We start from the raw sequence: 15,891 nt of genomic DNA on the forward strand, positions 1-15,891 counted from the left end.
GCATATGCGTCGCGTCGTCGTCACCGGTCTGGGGGTCGTTTCCTCGATCGGCAACAATGCCGAAGAGGTCCTCGCCTCGCTCAAGGCAGGTAAATCCGGGATCGAAGCCAACGAACAGATGGTCGAACACGGATTTCGCAGCCAGATCGCCGGAACGCTCAAGATCGACGTGGCCGAGCATGTGGACAAGCGTACCCTTCGTTTCATGGGCCCCGGCGCCGCATACGCGCACATCGCCATGAGCCAGGCGATTGAAGACGCCGGCCTGACCGAAGACCAGGTCGTCAACCCGCGTACGGGTCTTGTCGCAGGCTCCGGTGGACCATCGACCAGCGCCATGCTGACGGCGCATCAGACTGTGCTGAAAAACGGTGCGACAAAGCGGATCGGCCCCTTTGCAGTGCCGAAATGCATGTGCTCGACAATTTCGGCGAACCTTGCGACAGCGTTCAAAATCAAGGGTATCAACTATTCCATCACGTCGGCCTGCTCGACGTCGCTGCATTGTATCGGCAACGCGGCGGAGCAGATCATGCTGGGCAAGCAGGATGTGATGTTTGCAGGCGGCGGCGAGGAACTGGACTGGACCCTGTCCTGTCTGTTCGACGCGATGGGTGCGATGTCCTCCAAATACAACGACTCCCCCGAAAAAGCCTCGCGTGCATTCGATCAGAACCGTGACGGTTTCGTGATTTCCGGCGGCGGCGGCATCGTCGTTCTGGAAGACCTGGAACACGCACTGGCACGCGGCGCCAAGATCTATGCCGAGGTCACGGGTTATGCCGCGACATCCGACGGACATGACATGGTTGCACCGTCCGGTGAAGGCGGCGAGCGTGCGATGCGCCTGGCCCTGTCCACCCTGCCCGAAGGCCGTAAGGTCGATTACATCAACGCCCACGGCACCTCGACCCCGGTCGGCGATGTGGGCGAGGTTGAGGCCGTTCGCCGTATCTTCGGTGAGGGCAGCGTACCGCCGATTTCGTCGACCAAATCGATGACGGGCCATGCGCAAGGCGCAGCCGGCGCGCTTGAGGCGATTTTCTGCCTTTTGATGCTGCAAAATGACTTTATTACTCCGTCGATCAATGTCGACACACTTTCCGACGGCATCCTGCCCGGTGAAATTGCAACTCAAGTGGTTGAAAACGCAGGTTTGGACTCTGTCATGACCAACAGCTTCGGCTTTGGCGGCACCAACGGCTCCATGATCCTGTCCAGGTATAACGGGTGACTATGATGTCGGATCTTCTCAAGGGCAAACGCGGCCTGATCATGGGCGTGGCAAATGACCGCTCGATTGCGTGGGGCATTGCCAAGGCGATGCATGAGGCCGGGGCCGAACTGGCGTTCACCTATCAGGGTGACGCGTTCGGAAAGCGTCTGGAGCCGCTGGCACAAAGCCTCGGCAGCGATTTCATGGTAGATGCGGACGTCACCGACGACGCCTCGCTGGACCGCGCTTTTGGCGAGCTGGGTGAGCGATGGCCGACCATCGATTTCGTCGTGCACGCCATCGCCTATTCCGACAAGAACGAACTGACCGGCCGGTTTCTGAACACGACCCGCGCGAACTTCAAACACTCGCTGGATGTCTCGGCCTATTCCTTTATCGAGGTCGCGCGCCGGGCATATCCGCTTATGAGGGACAATGGCGGCACCTTGCTGACCCTGACCTATCAGGGGTCTAACAAGGTTGTTCCCAACTACAACGTGATGGGTGTGGCCAAGGCGGCACTGGAATCGGCGACCCGCTACCTGGCCAATGATCTCGGCCCTGATGGTATTCGCGTCAACGCAATCTCTCCCGGGCCGATGAAAACGCTGGCCGGGGCCGCAATTGGCGGCGCGCGCAAGACCTACAAGTTCTGCGATCAGAACGCGCCGATGCGATCGAACGCGACGCTTGAGGCCGTGGGCGGCACTGCGGTTTATCTGGCGTCGGACGCCGGGTCCTGCACATCAGGTGAGATCATCCGTGTCGATGGCGGTTTCCATATCCTTGGAATGCCGCAGCCCGAGGCGATGTGACCATATCTTTCCCTGCCGACGCCTAGATTTGACCATCTTTCGGCGGCAGGGATTGGCTTATGAGCAAGCTAGACCAGATCATAGCAAACAACGCGCGCGGACCTCAGGTCCGGCGCAAGTCGGGACTCCTGACCAATCGGGGTCGTGTCATGTTACTGACGCTGACATCCCTTCTGGTGCTGTTTGTCTTTTTGACTCAGTCACCGGTGCGTGAAGCTGTGGATCGCCTTATCGGCATGATTGCAGGCTGACGGTCTTTTCGCCTTTTCCGGTCAGTTTACCGAAACCACCTCAATCTCAAAGATCAGGTCCTGTCCCGCCAGGGGATGGTTCCCGTCAAGAGTAACGGTGGCCTCATCTGCATCCACAACGGTAACAGGCAAGGCTTGCCCGTCAGGCGTCTGCATCTGCAGCTGAGTACCAGGCTCCAGCGGAATATCATCCGGGATGCCTTCGCGCGGGATGGCCTGACGCATCGCCGGGTTGATCGGCCCATAGGCTTCCACACAGGCGATTTCGACCCGTTTTTTGTCGCCTGCCGCCAGACCCGGCATGGCCGTGTCGAGGCCGGGAATGATCTGGCCCGAGCCAACGACGAACTCAAGCGGATCGCGCCCCTCGGAACTGTCGAAGACGGATCCGTCCAGCAAGGTGCCGGTATAATGGATGCGCACTGTGTCGCCTTGTTTGATTTCAGTCATATTGAACTCCGACCGCGTAAGGAATGAACCGGTCAACCTAGGGTATGACACGATAATGTAAACCCTTGCCCCTTTAACCCACAAAACTCCTGTGCCAACCTGCCGCCGAATGGCAGTGAGGGTCCGATGGCAATTTCCACCTGTGTTTTTGATGCCTATGGTACGTTGTTCGATGTCACCGCCGCCGCAAGGCTGGCCGCAGGTGAACCGGAGTTCGAGGCGCTACAGCAGAAATGGCCCGAGCTGGCCAATTTCTGGCGCCTGAAACAACTGCAATATACCTGGTTGCGGGCGATAACAGGCGCGCATGCCGATTTTTGGGACGTGACGCAGGACGGGCTTGATTGGGCATTGGAAGCCACGGGGCTAGATGGCAATGCCGCCCTGCGACAGAGGCTACTAGATTTGTACTGGCAACTGCAGGCCTATCCGGAAGTGCCCGAGATGCTGAAGGCATTGAAAGCGGGTGGTTTACAGACCGCCATCCTGTCCAACGGATCTCCGCCGATGCTGGAAGGTGCCGTGCAGTCGGCCGGCGTTGGCGATCTGCTGGACGACGTTCTGTCGGTCGAAACTGTTGGTGTCTTCAAACCACATGCGAAAGTCTACGATCTTGTGCAGCAACGCTTTGGCTGTGAACGCGATCAGGTCCTGTTCGTCAGCTCCAATGGCTGGGACGCCGCCGGCGCCAGCGGATACGGGTTCGTGACTGCCTGGGTCAACCGTGCAGGCGAACCCCAGGACCGATTGCCGTGGGCTCCTGCTCATATTCTGTTCGACTTGACTTCGATCCCAAAGCTGGCCGGTCTTTGATGGCGTTTTTCACGACCTCGGACAACAAGCGCATTTACTATGAGGACAACGGCACAGGCGCTCAGGTCCTGTGTCTGGCCGGATTGACGCGCAATGGTCGGGATTTTTCTTTCCTTGCGCCCCATATGGCCGATTGCCGCATGATCACGATGGATTATCGCGGGCGCGGTCGTTCCGATCATGACCCGGACCACGCGAACTACAACATCCAGCGCGAGGCGCTGGACGCAATCGAATTGCTGGATCATCTGGCCCTCGACCGGGTGGTCATTCTGGGGACGTCCCGCGGCGGTTTGATCGCGATGGCGCTGGCAATCAGCCATCGCCACCTGCTGGCCGGCGTTATCCTGAACGATGTCGGCCCGGTCATTGAACCTGCAGGCATTGCCAAGATCATGGAATACGTTGGCAAACCGCCGGTTTCCAGAACACTGGATCAGGCGGCACGGCAACTGAAACAGGCTATGGACCCTCATTTCCCCAGTGTCCCTCTGAGCATCTGGCGACGGCAGGCCGAGTTTCAGTACGAAGATCAGGGCGGGCATCTGTCGTTGCGCTACGACCCCGCCTTGCGGACCGCGCTGATCGAACAGGCCGCTGCCGGGGTGGCGCCGGATTTGTGGCCGTTGTTCGAGGCCTTGCGCGATTTGCCGGTTGGTGTCATCCGTGGCGCAAACTCGGACATTCTGGGAAGGGAAACACTTACCCAAATGCAAACTCGTCACCCCGGGCTTATCGTGGCTGAGGTGCCGGATCGCGGGCATGTTCCCTTTCTGGACGAGCCCCCTTCGCTGACCGTCATTCGCAAAGTACTGGACGCCGCATGAGCACCATTGATCTGATCGAAGCCGCCGCCACCCGACTGCGGGGACATGTGCGGGAAACACCGATCCTGACCTCGCCCTTTCTGGACGAAATCGCAGGCCGGCGTGTGCTGGTGAAACCCGAATGCCTGCAACATACCGGCAGCTTCAAGTTTCGCGGCGCATGGTCGGCAATCTCGGCGCTGGAAGAAAGTGACCGGCAGCGCGGCGTCATCGCCTATTCCTCGGGCAACCATGCGCAGGGGGTTGCGCTGGCCGCGTCCCGGCACGGAATATCATCGGTCATCATCATGCCCTCAGGCGCGCCACGGCTGAAGATCGAAAACACCCGCGCATTGGGGGCCGAGGTTGTTCTCTACGACCGCACAACCGAAAGCCGCGAGGAGATCGGAGAAGGTCTGGCGCAGGAGCGTGGGTTGACGCTGATCCGGCCCTACGACGAACCGCAAGTAATCGCCGGACAGGGCACCACGGGGCTTGAGATTGCGCGTCAGGCGGCCGAAGCCGGGGTTGCCAATGCGGACGTTCTGGTGTGTTGCGGCGGCGGCGGCCTGTCATCGGGCATTGCCTTGGCTTTGGAAAAACACGCGCCTGACCTGCGGGTTCGCCCGTGCGAGCCGGAAGGCTTTGATGATGTCAAACGATCGTTGGAAAGCGGCCGCATCGAAAAGAACACGGCGGCAGCGGGCAATCTGTGCGATGCAATCCTGACCCCCCAACCCGGCCAGATCACCTTTCCGATCCTTCAGCGTTTGTGCGGTCCCGGGCTAGTGGTATCCGAGGAAGAAGCCCTGCGGGCAATGGCGCAGGCGTTTTTGCGCCTCAAGATCGCGCTGGAACCGGGCGGGGCCGTGTCGCTGGCGGCAGCCCTGTTCCGAAAGGACGAGATCCAGGGCGACGCGGTGATTGTGGTGGCATCCGGCGGAAATGCCGATCCGCAAGTTTTTGGCCAGGCGTTGGAATTCCTGACCTGACAGCGGGCGGCAATCCGTGCAAGTTGACCCCGAACTCTGAATCGACAGGGACCGAAATCATGCAAATCGCCGATCTTGGTGACGTGCAACTGCATTACCGCACGGACGGCAACCCGGACGGGGCACCAATCGTGTTTGCCAATTCCCTTGGGACCGATCTGCGCCTTTGGGACAGCGTCCTGCCGCATCTGCCGGATGGCCTGCGGATCATCCGTTTCGACAAGCGAGGTCACGGATTGTCTTCGCAGCCTCCCGGCCCGTATTCGATGGGCGCCTTGATAAGGGATACCGAGGCCCTTCTGGACCATATTGGTGTCCGGGATTGCGTATTCGTGGGCCTGTCCATCGGCGGTATGATCGCCCAAGGCCTGGCGGTCAAAAGGATGGATCAGGTCCGCGCGCTGGTTCTTTCAAACACCGCCGCCAAGATTGCGACCCCCGCCATCTGGCAGGGCCGCATGGCTGCGGTGCGAACTGGCGGAATCGAAGCGCTGGCCGATGCAACGATGGAACGGTGGTTTTCGAAGGCCTATCGCACATCGGCGGATCATCTGCTGTGGCGCAACATGATGGTTCGCCAACCGGTCGAAGGTTATCTGGGGTGCTGCGCCGCCATATCGGGCACCGATTTCTATACGCCGACCAGCGGATTGCGCCTGCCCACATTGGGCATCGCCGGCAGCGAGGACGGCTCGACCCCGCCCGACCTGGTCAGAGAAACAGTCAACCTGATCCCCGGCTCCCGGTTTGAACTGATGCGCAAGGCGGGACATCTGCCCTGTGTCGAACACCCCAAGCAATACGCCGCCTTGTTGCGACGCTTCCTGTCCGATGTCGGACATATCTGAAGGAGAGACGACTGTGGCGGATTTTTTGCTGATCCACGGGTCCTGTCATGGCGCATGGTGCTGGCGCGATCTAATACCCGCACTTGAACGTCTGGGGCATTCCGCCCATGCCATCGATCTGCCCAGCCACGGTTCCGACCCGACCCGCATCTGCGACGTTACGCTGGACGGGTGTCGGGACGCTGTTCTGGCGGCCACAACACCGGAAACACTCATCGTCGGGCATTCCTGGGGCGGATATCCGATCAGCGCCGCCGCCGAGGCTCAGCCAAACGCGATGCAGGGCCTGATCTATCTTTGCGCGTATGTGCCGCACGACGGTTTGTCGATGGTCGAGATGCGAAAACGCGCGCCCCGGCAACTGATTGTAGATGCCGTGGACAAATCTGCCGACGGCCTGTCCTACACCGTCCATCCCGACCGGGTGCAGGATCTGTTTTATCACGACTGCCCGACCGGCACGACCCAATATGCGCTGGCACGAATGTGCCCTCAGCCAATCCGGCCTCAGGACACCCCTTTGGCTCTGTCCGCAAGATACGCCGGCGTCAAAAAGGCATATATCCGTACAACCGACGATCATACGATACCGACCGAATACCAGGAAACGATGAGCCACTGCGCGCCGCCGAACCTGCGCCACACCATCGACAGTTCGCATTCACCGTTTTTCGCGCAGCCGGAAAAGCTGGCCAAACTGCTGAGCGAGATCGAGCATGGGCTCTGAACCCGGCTGACCGGACGTCACGACATGGTACAGGGATGTTCCCTTCCCTGCGGCCGGTCGCTAGGGTCCGCGCAGAAACCTCTGAAACCGGTAATCATGCGTCTGCCATTTCTGTTTGTTCTCAGCATCGTGATGATCGACGCCATGGGCATCGGTCTGGTGATGCCCATCATGCCCGAACTGATCCTCGAAGTTCAGGCAGGAACGCTGGCCAGTGCCGCGATCTGGGGCGGGATTCTCAGCACCGCATTCGCTGCAATGCAGTTTGTGTTCAGTCCAATTCTGGGAAATCTCTCTGATGCTTATGGTCGGCGCACGGTTCTTCTGGTGTCGCTGTTTGTCATGGCGCTGGACTACGTGGTCATGGCGGTTGCAGGTAGTATCTGGTTGCTTCTTGCCGGGCGCATCGTGGGCGGCATTACCGCCGCCACCCACGCAACCGCGGCAGCTTTCATGGCGGACGTGTCAAAGCCATACGAGAAAGCCGCCAATTTCGGACTGATCGGGGCGGCCTTTGGCGTTGGCTTCGTGCTTGGGCCGGTTCTGGGCGGTGTGCTGAGTGAATACGGAACCCGCGCGCCGTTCTGGGCGGCGGCGGGATTGTCTGCGCTGACCTTCGTCATCGGTCTGTTCGTGATGCCGGAAACGATCACGGACAAGACCCGGCGAGCATTCAGCTGGCGACGTGCCAATACCGCAAATTCTTTGCGCGCCATCGCCGGACTGCCGGGAATTCGACCCTTGTTGTGGGTCTATTTCCTGTATTCGGTGTCAATCTATGTCTACCCCGCAATCTGGTCGTATTTCACGACTGAGCGCTTTGGCTGGTCACCGCAGATGATCGGATTATCCCTTGGGGTCTACGGCATGGCCATGGCGGCCGTGCAGGGCGGTCTGATCCGCCCGGCCACGCGATATCTGGGCGAGCGGGCAACCATCATCTACGGCATGGGATTCGAGATAATCAGTTTCTTGCTGTTGGCGTTTCTGACCAACGGAACTGTCGCCCTGATCCTGATCCCGATCACGGCCTTTGGCGCCGTGATCACCCCGGCCCTGCAGGCCATGATGTCGCGGGCCACACCGGATTCCCAACAGGGCGAACTACAGGGCGTTCTGACCTCACTCCATGCTCTGTCGATGATTATCTCTCCGTTGCTGATGACCGGCGTATTCGCGCATTTCGTGCGACCGGACACAGCTATCTATTTGCCCGGTGCGCCGTTTCTTCTTGCCCTTGTGCTGATGATTGCAGGTTTCGTGCTGTTTTCCCGGGCGCGCCCGCTTGTGGCGTAACAACGACATCCCAATGACGGATTCCGCCTTGCAGCCTGCGCGCCATAACGCCACCGTGTGCGAAAGGGAGAGTTAACAACAATGCAAACCATCAAAGCCGCTGTATGCCATGCGTTCGGGGAACCGCTTGTTATTGAAGATGTCCGGATTTCGGCTCCGGGCAATGGCGAGGTCGAAGTGACCCTGCACGCCGTCGCGATCTGTCATTCCGACATAACATACGCCAGTGGCGCCTGGGGCGGGTTTCTGCCTGCCGTTTACGGGCACGAGGCGGCTGGCATCATATCGGCGGTGGGCAAGGACGCAGGCGGGTTCCAGGTCGGCGACCCGGTCGTTGTCACACTGATCCGGGCCTGCGGGTCCTGCCCGTCCTGCGCAGGTGGCAAACCCACGATCTGTGAAACCCCTTACGACACGGTCAAGGGTCCGCTACGTACAGCCGATAACGGTCCGCTTGAACAGGCCATGGCCTGCGGCGCTTTTGCGGAAAAGGTGGTCGTCAGCCACAGGCAGATCGTCAAGATCCCGGAAACGCTGCCCAAGGACGTTGCCAGCCTGTTGTCCTGCGGCGTGATCACGGGCGTTGGCGCAGCCGTCAACGCGGCCGGTTTGCGCCCGGGTCAGGACGTAGTCGTGATTGGCGCCGGGGGCGTAGGCCTGAACGCGATACAGGGCGCACGGCTTGCCGGGGCGCGGCGCATCGTGGCTGTAGACATGACCGAAGAAAAACTGGAAATCGCCAAAGAGTTTGGCGCAACACATGGCGTGCTGGGCAGCCTGGACGAGCCGTGGAAGGCTGCATACAAGGCTTTGGGCGGGCGCGGGGCGGATGCTGTTCTGATTACCGTTGGCGCGATACCGGCCTATGATCAGGCCCCGCGTTACCTTGGGCGCGGCGGCAAGGCCGTCATGATCGGCATGCCGCATTCCGGCGATCAGTCTACCTACGAACCCGTCATCCTTGCCGCATTGGGACAGGGCCTGGTCGGATCGAAAATGGGCGACGTGGTCATTCAGCGCGATATCCCCTGGATGATCGACCTGTACGAACAGGGGCGGCTGAAACTGGATGAACTGATCTCGGGGCGCTGGACGCTGGATCAGATCAACGAGGCGATTGCCGACACGAAGACCGGCTCGGCCAAACGCAACGTCATTATCTTCGACCAGAACTAACGCGACCCGGCAGGAGGGCAGCTGATGAAACTGCAGGATCTCGACATTATTGTCACGGCCCCTCCGGCCCCCGGCTGGGGCGGGCGGTACTGGATACTGGTCAAGGTCACGACCGATACCGGGATCATCGGCTGGGGGGAATGCTACGCCTCGTCGGTTGGCCCGGAGGCCATGAAACATGTCATCCGGGACGTGTTCGAACGACATATGCTGGGCGAGAACCCGGAAAACATCGAGCTGATGTTCCGCCGCGCCTATTCAAGCGGCTTCACCCAGCGTCCGGACCTGACGGTCATGGGCGCGTTTTCCGGGCTTGAAATCGCGTGCTGGGACATTTTGGGCAAGGACCGGGGCCGCCCGGTTTACGCCCTGCTAGGCGGGCTGATGAATGAACGCATTCGCGCCTATACATATCTGTACCCCCTGCCCCGGCACAATCTGACCGATTTCTGGACGTCACCCGATCAGGCGGCGGAAAGCGCGACCGAAATGGTCCGGCGCGGCTTCACCGCGGTCAAGTTCGACCCGGCTGGTCCTTACACGATGCGCGGAGGCCATATGCCGGCGATGTCCGATATCTCGATGTCGGTGGCGTTCTGCAAAGCCATACGCAAGGCCGTCGGGGACAAGGCCGACCTGCTGTTCGGCACCCACGGCCAGTTCAACACGGCGGGGGCCATCCGACTGGGTCAGGCGCTCGAGCCGTACTCGCCGCTCTGGTTCGAAGAACCCACACCGCCGGACATGATCGAAGACATGGCGCGCGTTGCCCGCAATGTCCGCATTCCGGTGGCCACAGGCGAGCGAATGACCACAAAGGCCGAGTTCGGGGCGGTTTTGCGGGCTGGCGCGGCAGAAATCCTGCAACCCGCGCTGGGACGCGCAGGTGGGATATGGGAGATGAAGAAAGTCGCCGCCATGGCCGAGATCTTCAACGCACAGATGGCACCGCACCTATACGCGGGGCCTGTGGAATGGGCCGCGAATATCCATCTGGCCGCATCCATACCCAACTTGTTGCTGCTGGAAACCATTGAAACCCCGTTCCACAACCAGTTGATCAACGGCAGTTTGCAGGTGGACAATGGATTCGTGATCCCGCCCACTGCTGCCGGCCTCGGGATCGACGTCAATGAAGAACTGGCCCGCGCGCACCCCTATACCGGGGATGGCCTGCACCTGCAGATGCAGGAGGCACCTTGTGACTACGTCAACGGCAACGCCTTTCAGGGCGGCGCACCGGCTGTCGAGGGGTGACAATCACGACTGTAATCAGGCATAATGCTGACAATACAGACTAGTAGACAGGTCGCGCGTGACGTTCAAGGAAGTGCAGTCCCAACAACTGAGCCCTGAAAAACCTGCGGATATGAGCGAAAGCGCCGCTCGCGCGGCAGCATTTCTCAAGACGCTGGCCCATGAAGGCCGATTGATGATCCTGTGCCATCTGGGCGATGGCGAAAAATCCGTAGGGCAACTGGAGGAGCTGTTGCAGCTAAGGCAAGCGGCAGTCAGTCAGATGCTTGCCCGCTTGCGCGAGGAAAACCTGGTCTCGACCCGCCGGGATGGCAAGACAATCTACTACACGCTGAAAGACGGCAATACCGCACAGGTCATCACATTGCTCTATGACCTGTTCTGCAGCCCCGAGGGCGGCATCTAGTTCGAAACGTAACCGGCAATGACCTGCAACAGCTTGAACGCGGTTGCGGCATCGTTTTCGACGACGGCAAGGAATTCTTCTTCACCGATACGCAGGCAGGACAGGTCGGTTTCGGCAATCATGCTCAGCGCGCGCGGCTCTTTGCGGATCAGACCAAGCTCACCAACCAGCGCGCCGGGTCCGACCTTGGTGATCAGCTGATCCGGTTCGTCCTTTTGCGGCAGATACAAACCCGCCTCGCCCTCAAGAACAACGTATGCCCCATCCGTCGGCTGGTCGTCTTTCAGAAAGATTACCTCGCCTTTGGCGGCCTCGAACCAGCGCGCACCAAATGCCAGCAGGCGCAGTTGTCTGCGGTTCAGACCCGAGAACAATGGCGTCTGTTCCAATGCCCGCAGTTTGCGCGCAAGGTCGGCTGAGGCGGCGCTGTCTTCCTCCACGTCGATCGGTCCCTCCCCTGAAACGACACGACCTTGCCTGATTTCCACATGCATGTCGAATGCATCCGGATTCTGGAACTGATCGTTCAGGTATACAACCGTGGTGTCCGGCAGCAACTCGCGCAGGTTCTTGTAAACCGCCACTTTGGTTTTCATGTCATAACTGGCCAGCGCGTTCTCAAGGACCAGAACGTCCGGCTTCTTGATCGTTGCACGGGTAAAGGCCAATGGTTCGGCAAAAACCGCCGGAAGGTTTTGCCCGCCGAGGGCAACCGGAACGTTGTAGATCAGTTCGATCACCAGTGGGCGCGCGCCGTTTTCGGACAGCACATCGACAATCACCTTGCGCAACTCGTCGGACCGGGCCCCTCCAACCTGGCTGACCTTGCCAAAAAGGGCGTTCTCCATCACGGTCAGCCCCGGTGCAAACTCGCCCTCATCCAGCGGCACGAAGACGTCATGCAATGTCTCAAGCAGCTTGTCAGAGTGACTGTGACGCAACTCGAGAATCCGGTCCTTCAGTTCACTGGTAAAGGCCGGCCCGATCTGTTCGGCCGAGATCACCAATGGCACCGCCAGCAGGTTTGCCAACTGTTCATCGTTCAGCCCTGTCGCGCCTTCGTCCCGGGTGCGGTCGATCAGCTCGACTGCGGCCTCATAGGTCTGGGCTTCAAGGCCAAGTTTGCGGAACAGAGGGTGATCGGTTCCATCCAGCCCAAAGATCTGGCGCAGCATGTCGATCACGTCCCGGGTCAGACTGACCAGCGTTTCATCCAGCCCCAGTTCGCGCAATTGCCCAAGAAACACGGATTGGCGCGCCAGAAGATCCTGCGTGACCCGGACGCGCGGGGTGGCAAACAGCAGGTTTTCCGCCACGGGCAATGCCGGGTTATAGGTATCTCGACGGAAAATCAGCGCTTGCTGTTCCAGCCCATTCTGCTGAACAGCCTGCTGCACCACCGGGCGCAGTTCGACCAGTTTTGCCGCCAGCTCGGGGTGCTCGGCTGCATCGAATGTCTGCTCGCTACCCCGCTGGAACAGGGCCGCGCCCGAGCCCATCCCCTCGACCAGTTGCAGCCACCACGCACGCAGTGCCTGCGCATTGTCCAGACCGGCCAGTGACGGATCCAGCCAATCTGCCCGGAACGGGTCCGGGCTGTTTCCGGCACGCTGGGTTTCGGCGAATCCGGGATCGGCCGGCCCTTCCGACAATGGCTTGAACCGCATCGGCATCATGACGTTGTCGCCCAGCGTTCCCTGAAACATCACGGGCCGCGACGTGGCATACCCGATCCGAGCCGCCACAACCCCCTGATGCATTTCGGCCAGGTTCTGCCCCCCGATTTCAACGCGCCCGGCACTTGGCAGGATTTCCCGTGTCAGCAGTTCCGCCAATGCGCGCCGGTCTTCCTCGCTGGGGGCGGAAATACCAACCGTCTTTCCACCCGGAAACGTCAGGTTCAGATCGTCCAGCACCTGATTCCCATCCATATCGCGCACCGAGACATGGTTCAGGTGGATATCGCCGTTCAGATGCGGACGTGTTTCAGGTTCGCCATCGAATAGATTTTCATCCAGCATTCCCGAGGGCGCAAAGCGTTCGACCACCACGTCCCAGCGCAGGGACATGTCCTGTGTCTGGTTGTAATAGGTCAGAAGTTCCTTCCACGGGGAACTCAGGTCCTTGTAGGCAGCCAAGGCCGCGACCAGCGCCCCCAGCGAGACCGACCCCTGAAGCACCAGAAGCCCGCCAACCAGATAGAACATGAACGGCGTCAGCTGCGAGATGAAGTTGTTTATGAATTTCATAAAAAACTTCTTTTGGTAGATCTCTAACCGGATGCCGAACAGCCGCCCCAGCTGATCCGAGACCATCGCGCGACGATACCGCCAGCCGCCGTTTGACCGCAATGTCGATGCGCCCGCCGCGTTTTCACCAATCTGGGCCGCAAGCACGCGCACTTCCTGAATGCGTTTCTTGTTCAGCAGGTTGATCTGCTGCTGCAGGCGCGGGATAAGCCAGGCCTGCAAGGGGATCAGCGCCACTGCTGCCAATCCGAACCAGACGCTTTGCAGAAACAGGAACGACAGGATCGTGATCATCTGTCCGGCCTGCAACACCGGCTGGCTGATCGCATCGCCCATCAACCCGCCCATCGGCTCGCTTTCGGCTGTCACCATCGAGACCAGTTCACCCTGGCTGACCCGCTCGAAATAGGGTTGTGGAAAACGCAGCGCGCTGTTGATCAACTGATAGCGGAACCGGCGCAACATCCGTTCGCTAAGGATCCCCTTCATCGTGTTGATGCGCATCTTCATCAAACCATGCGCCAGAACCGAGGCCAGAAATGCAAAGCACAGGATGATCAGGAAATTGGTCTGCGTCAGACTGTAGCCCCAGACCTCGACCACGCTGCTGGTTGCGCCGATGGCGTCATTGATGATGCGCTTGGGCAGTTCCAGCGTCAGGTAAAGCAATGGAAACAGCGTCGCCGTCACGGCCAGCAGCACCAGCTGATCGCGTTTGGAGTACTTCCAAATAAACCGGAAAATCGTTCTTTCTATTGAACCCGCCCCTACTTCAGGTCATCGACCCGTACGTCATGGTAATCTTTAAATTCAGCAGTACGAATTTACCGCAATCCCAACAAAAGACGCAAATAGTTTCCAATTGATCGAAAATTCCCCCCTTGTGTGAACTAGTTCATTTGCGCGAGCCCAATTTAGCACCTAGAGTTTGAGACAGACTGATATGGGGAAGGCGATTTTGACTGCTACACTTGGCGCGGTGTTGCTGATGATCTGCTTATTGCAGGTCAAACATATGTTCGCGGATTTTTATCTCCAGACAGCAAAAATGCTGTCGGGCCGCGGGGAATATATGCATTTGGGACGCGCGCAGCATGCAGCGGTGCATGCGGCGGGTTCTGCTATTGTGTTTCTGCTGTTCGGGACCGCGATAGCTTTCATCCTTGTTATCGCCGTTCTGGAATGGTTCGTGCATTTCAACATAGACTTTGCCAAGGCCCTGTACTCGGACAAGCGGCAACTGCAACCCAATCAGGCGGCATTCTGGCGGGCTGCCGGGCTGGATCAGTTCATGCACAACCTGACTTACGTCGCCATGGTCTGGGCCTGGGTGGTCTACGCTTCCTGAAACCTTGGCTTCAAAGGTTGGCGCTGGGTCGTTCCTTGATCCCCTCGAACCATGCCAGCGTCGCCGTGTTTTCCTGAGGTATGCGCGTTCTGATGACACGCGCAAAATCGACAAAAACAAAAGCCGAAATATCCGCCAGTGAAAACTCTGCCCCGGCCAAGAATGCGCTGTTTCGCAAGCGCTGCTCCAGAAGATCGAAAAACCGTGCCACGCGGTCGGCGCCGCGCTGCGCCAGTTCGGGGATCTGCGCGTAATTGACCGGTCCCGGGATCGCCCGGTCCTGAAAGAAGGGATTGGTGTTTCGCAGCACTTCGGCAATCGGGGCGCCGCCCTGTTGCTCGACAATACTGTTCCACATCAGAACAAGGCCCTTTTCGTCCGGATCACGGCCCAACAAAGGCGGATTGGGAAAGCGCGCTTCAAGATAGGCAGCGATTCCAAGGTTTTCGGTCAGGACTGTGCCGTCATCCGTCACCAGAACCGGCACCGTTGCCCATGGATTTACCGCTTTGAAATCGTCGCTCAACTGCTCTCGATCAGCGATCGAGATGTGCCGGGTTTCAATATCAAGCCCTTTTTCAGCGATGAACATGCGGGACCGGCGCGGGTTGGGGGCGGTTGAGCAGTCATAAAACAGCATTGGCGATCTTTCCTGTGGCCCGGATCAGCGGCGATAAATGAAACAGCGGCCTTCCACAGCACCTGCCGGCAGCGGCACTTCAGTCAGGGCCTCGAAATACATACGGTCACTGGACACCATCAGTCCGCCCTCGGCCAGCAGCGGTTCGATCAGAGGCGATACAAATCGGGCGAACGCATCGTTCTTGGCCCTGTTATGCCCGCCCAGATCCGCATGTATCAAGCTGGCCGATGCGCCAAAACGGTCGACCGACGCGGGCAGAGTTTCCCGCACGTCGCCAAGGATCACCCGATCGTCGAGCGGCGTGGACTCCGGGTGCGACGCAACCGCCCGTTCAAAAACATAAACCGGGCGATCCTGAATACGACCGATCATGTGATGATAGGTTCGCCCGTTGCCCAGCCCGAGCTCAAACACGGGACCCGGCATGCCGCGGGTTTGCGCAATGGCAAAATCCAGGCAGGCACGCTGTGACACCATGCGGTCGATGAACAGATCCAGACGGCTTTGATTGTCGGACACGGGGCAAATCTCTCCTTGATGGCAGTCGACAGACAAGATGTGGCCGACACTGCCCTAGATGACAAGAACTCAAGACTTT

Annotated in this window: 17 protein-coding genes; 13 read left to right on the forward strand and 4 right to left on the reverse strand. The window is 59.5% G+C overall.

Annotation, left to right across the window (positions count from 1 at the left end; genetic code table 11):
- Positions 1-4: 4 nt before the first annotated feature.
- From fabB to ACR0CG_RS11495, 3 genes are read left to right on the forward strand one after another with little or no spacing between them, the layout of a single operon-like run.
- Positions 5-1,234: a beta-ketoacyl-ACP synthase I gene (gene fabB, locus ACR0CG_RS11485; protein ID WP_480524935.1), complete on the forward strand. Its 1,230-nt coding sequence runs from the start codon at positions 5-7 to the stop codon at positions 1,232-1,234.
- A gap of 5 nt (positions 1,235-1,239) precedes the next feature.
- The gene (locus ACR0CG_RS11490; RefSeq protein WP_480524937.1) at positions 1,240-2,031 is read left to right on the forward strand and encodes an enoyl-ACP reductase FabI; all 792 of its coding nucleotides are present in this window, start codon (positions 1,240-1,242) and stop codon (positions 2,029-2,031) included.
- A gap of 59 nt (positions 2,032-2,090) precedes the next feature.
- Entirely contained in the window at positions 2,091-2,282 is a 192-nt protein-coding gene (locus ACR0CG_RS11495; protein ID WP_480524939.1) for a hypothetical protein, read from the forward strand.
- 21 nt (positions 2,283-2,303) lie between these two features.
- Here the strand turns inward: ACR0CG_RS11495 and ACR0CG_RS11500 are convergent, their stop codons facing one another.
- Positions 2,304-2,732, reverse strand: a complete 429-nt coding sequence (locus ACR0CG_RS11500; RefSeq protein ID WP_170678317.1) for an FKBP-type peptidyl-prolyl cis-trans isomerase — start codon at positions 2,730-2,732, stop codon at positions 2,304-2,306.
- A 126-nt stretch (positions 2,733-2,858) separates the two neighbouring features.
- Here ACR0CG_RS11500 and ACR0CG_RS11505 point away from each other — a divergent pair, with 126 nt between their 5' ends.
- The 9 genes from ACR0CG_RS11505 to ACR0CG_RS11545 all read left to right on the forward strand — a co-directional run bounded on the left by ACR0CG_RS11505 (position 2,859) and on the right by ACR0CG_RS11545 (position 11,053).
- The gene (locus tag ACR0CG_RS11505; RefSeq protein WP_480524942.1) at positions 2,859-3,545 is read left to right on the forward strand and encodes a haloacid dehalogenase type II; all 687 of its coding nucleotides are present in this window, start codon (positions 2,859-2,861) and stop codon (positions 3,543-3,545) included.
- Positions 3,545-4,372 carry an alpha/beta fold hydrolase gene (locus tag ACR0CG_RS11510; RefSeq protein WP_480524944.1) on the forward strand — a complete coding sequence of 276 codons (828 nt, stop codon included), beginning with the start codon at positions 3,545-3,547 and terminating at the stop codon, positions 4,370-4,372. The genes ACR0CG_RS11505 and ACR0CG_RS11510 overlap by 1 nt, the downstream gene beginning before the upstream one ends.
- Positions 4,369-5,343, forward strand: coding sequence for a threonine ammonia-lyase (locus tag ACR0CG_RS11515; protein WP_480524945.1), 975 nt, complete (start codon positions 4,369-4,371; stop codon positions 5,341-5,343). Before ACR0CG_RS11510 ends, ACR0CG_RS11515 begins: the two co-directional genes overlap by 4 nt.
- A gap of 59 nt (positions 5,344-5,402) precedes the next feature.
- A complete protein-coding gene (gene pcaD / locus ACR0CG_RS11520) occupies positions 5,403-6,191 on the forward strand; it encodes a 3-oxoadipate enol-lactonase (protein WP_480524947.1) in 789 nt (262 codons plus the stop codon).
- Between the two features lie 13 nt (positions 6,192-6,204).
- Positions 6,205-6,918 (forward strand): alpha/beta fold hydrolase, encoded by a 714-nt coding sequence (locus tag ACR0CG_RS11525; protein WP_480524949.1) that lies wholly within the window; start codon positions 6,205-6,207, stop codon positions 6,916-6,918.
- Positions 6,919-7,014: 96 nt separating this feature from the next.
- The gene (locus ACR0CG_RS11530; RefSeq protein WP_480524951.1) at positions 7,015-8,214 is read left to right on the forward strand and encodes a TCR/Tet family MFS transporter; all 1,200 of its coding nucleotides are present in this window, start codon (positions 7,015-7,017) and stop codon (positions 8,212-8,214) included.
- Positions 8,215-8,295: 81 nt separating this feature from the next.
- Positions 8,296-9,390 (forward strand): Zn-dependent alcohol dehydrogenase, encoded by a 1,095-nt coding sequence (locus tag ACR0CG_RS11535; protein WP_480524953.1) that lies wholly within the window; start codon positions 8,296-8,298, stop codon positions 9,388-9,390.
- A 24-nt stretch (positions 9,391-9,414) separates the two neighbouring features.
- On the forward strand, positions 9,415-10,647 hold the full coding sequence (locus tag ACR0CG_RS11540) for a mandelate racemase/muconate lactonizing enzyme family protein (protein WP_480524955.1): 1,233 nt from the start codon (positions 9,415-9,417) through the stop codon (positions 10,645-10,647).
- A gap of 112 nt (positions 10,648-10,759) precedes the next feature.
- Positions 10,760-11,053 carry an ArsR/SmtB family transcription factor gene (locus ACR0CG_RS11545; protein WP_480525030.1) on the forward strand — a complete coding sequence of 98 codons (294 nt, stop codon included), beginning with the start codon at positions 10,760-10,762 and terminating at the stop codon, positions 11,051-11,053.
- Here the strand turns inward: ACR0CG_RS11545 and ACR0CG_RS11550 are convergent.
- Positions 11,050-14,046 carry a cyclic nucleotide-binding domain-containing protein gene (locus ACR0CG_RS11550; protein ID WP_480525031.1) on the reverse strand — a complete coding sequence of 999 codons (2,997 nt, stop codon included), beginning with the start codon at positions 14,044-14,046 and terminating at the stop codon, positions 11,050-11,052. The genes ACR0CG_RS11545 and ACR0CG_RS11550 overlap by 4 nt on opposite strands.
- A gap of 214 nt (positions 14,047-14,260) precedes the next feature.
- On the opposite strand from ACR0CG_RS11550, the gene ACR0CG_RS11555 reads away from it, so the two are divergent.
- Positions 14,261-14,650 (forward strand): DUF3307 domain-containing protein, encoded by a 390-nt coding sequence (locus ACR0CG_RS11555; protein ID WP_480524956.1) that lies wholly within the window; start codon positions 14,261-14,263, stop codon positions 14,648-14,650.
- A 10-nt stretch (positions 14,651-14,660) separates the two neighbouring features.
- On the opposite strand, the gene ACR0CG_RS11560 is transcribed toward ACR0CG_RS11555, so the two are convergent.
- Both ACR0CG_RS11560 and ACR0CG_RS11565 read right to left on the reverse strand, forming a co-directional pair.
- Positions 14,661-15,290: a glutathione S-transferase family protein gene (locus tag ACR0CG_RS11560; RefSeq protein WP_480524958.1), complete on the reverse strand. Its 630-nt coding sequence runs from the start codon at positions 15,288-15,290 to the stop codon at positions 14,661-14,663.
- Positions 15,291-15,314: 24 nt separating this feature from the next.
- Positions 15,315-15,812, reverse strand: a complete 498-nt coding sequence (locus ACR0CG_RS11565) for a class I SAM-dependent methyltransferase (protein WP_480524960.1) — start codon at positions 15,810-15,812, stop codon at positions 15,315-15,317.
- Positions 15,813-15,891: the final 79 nt, after the last annotated feature.

It is taken from the genome of Ruegeria sp. AB8 (assembly GCF_056542605.1).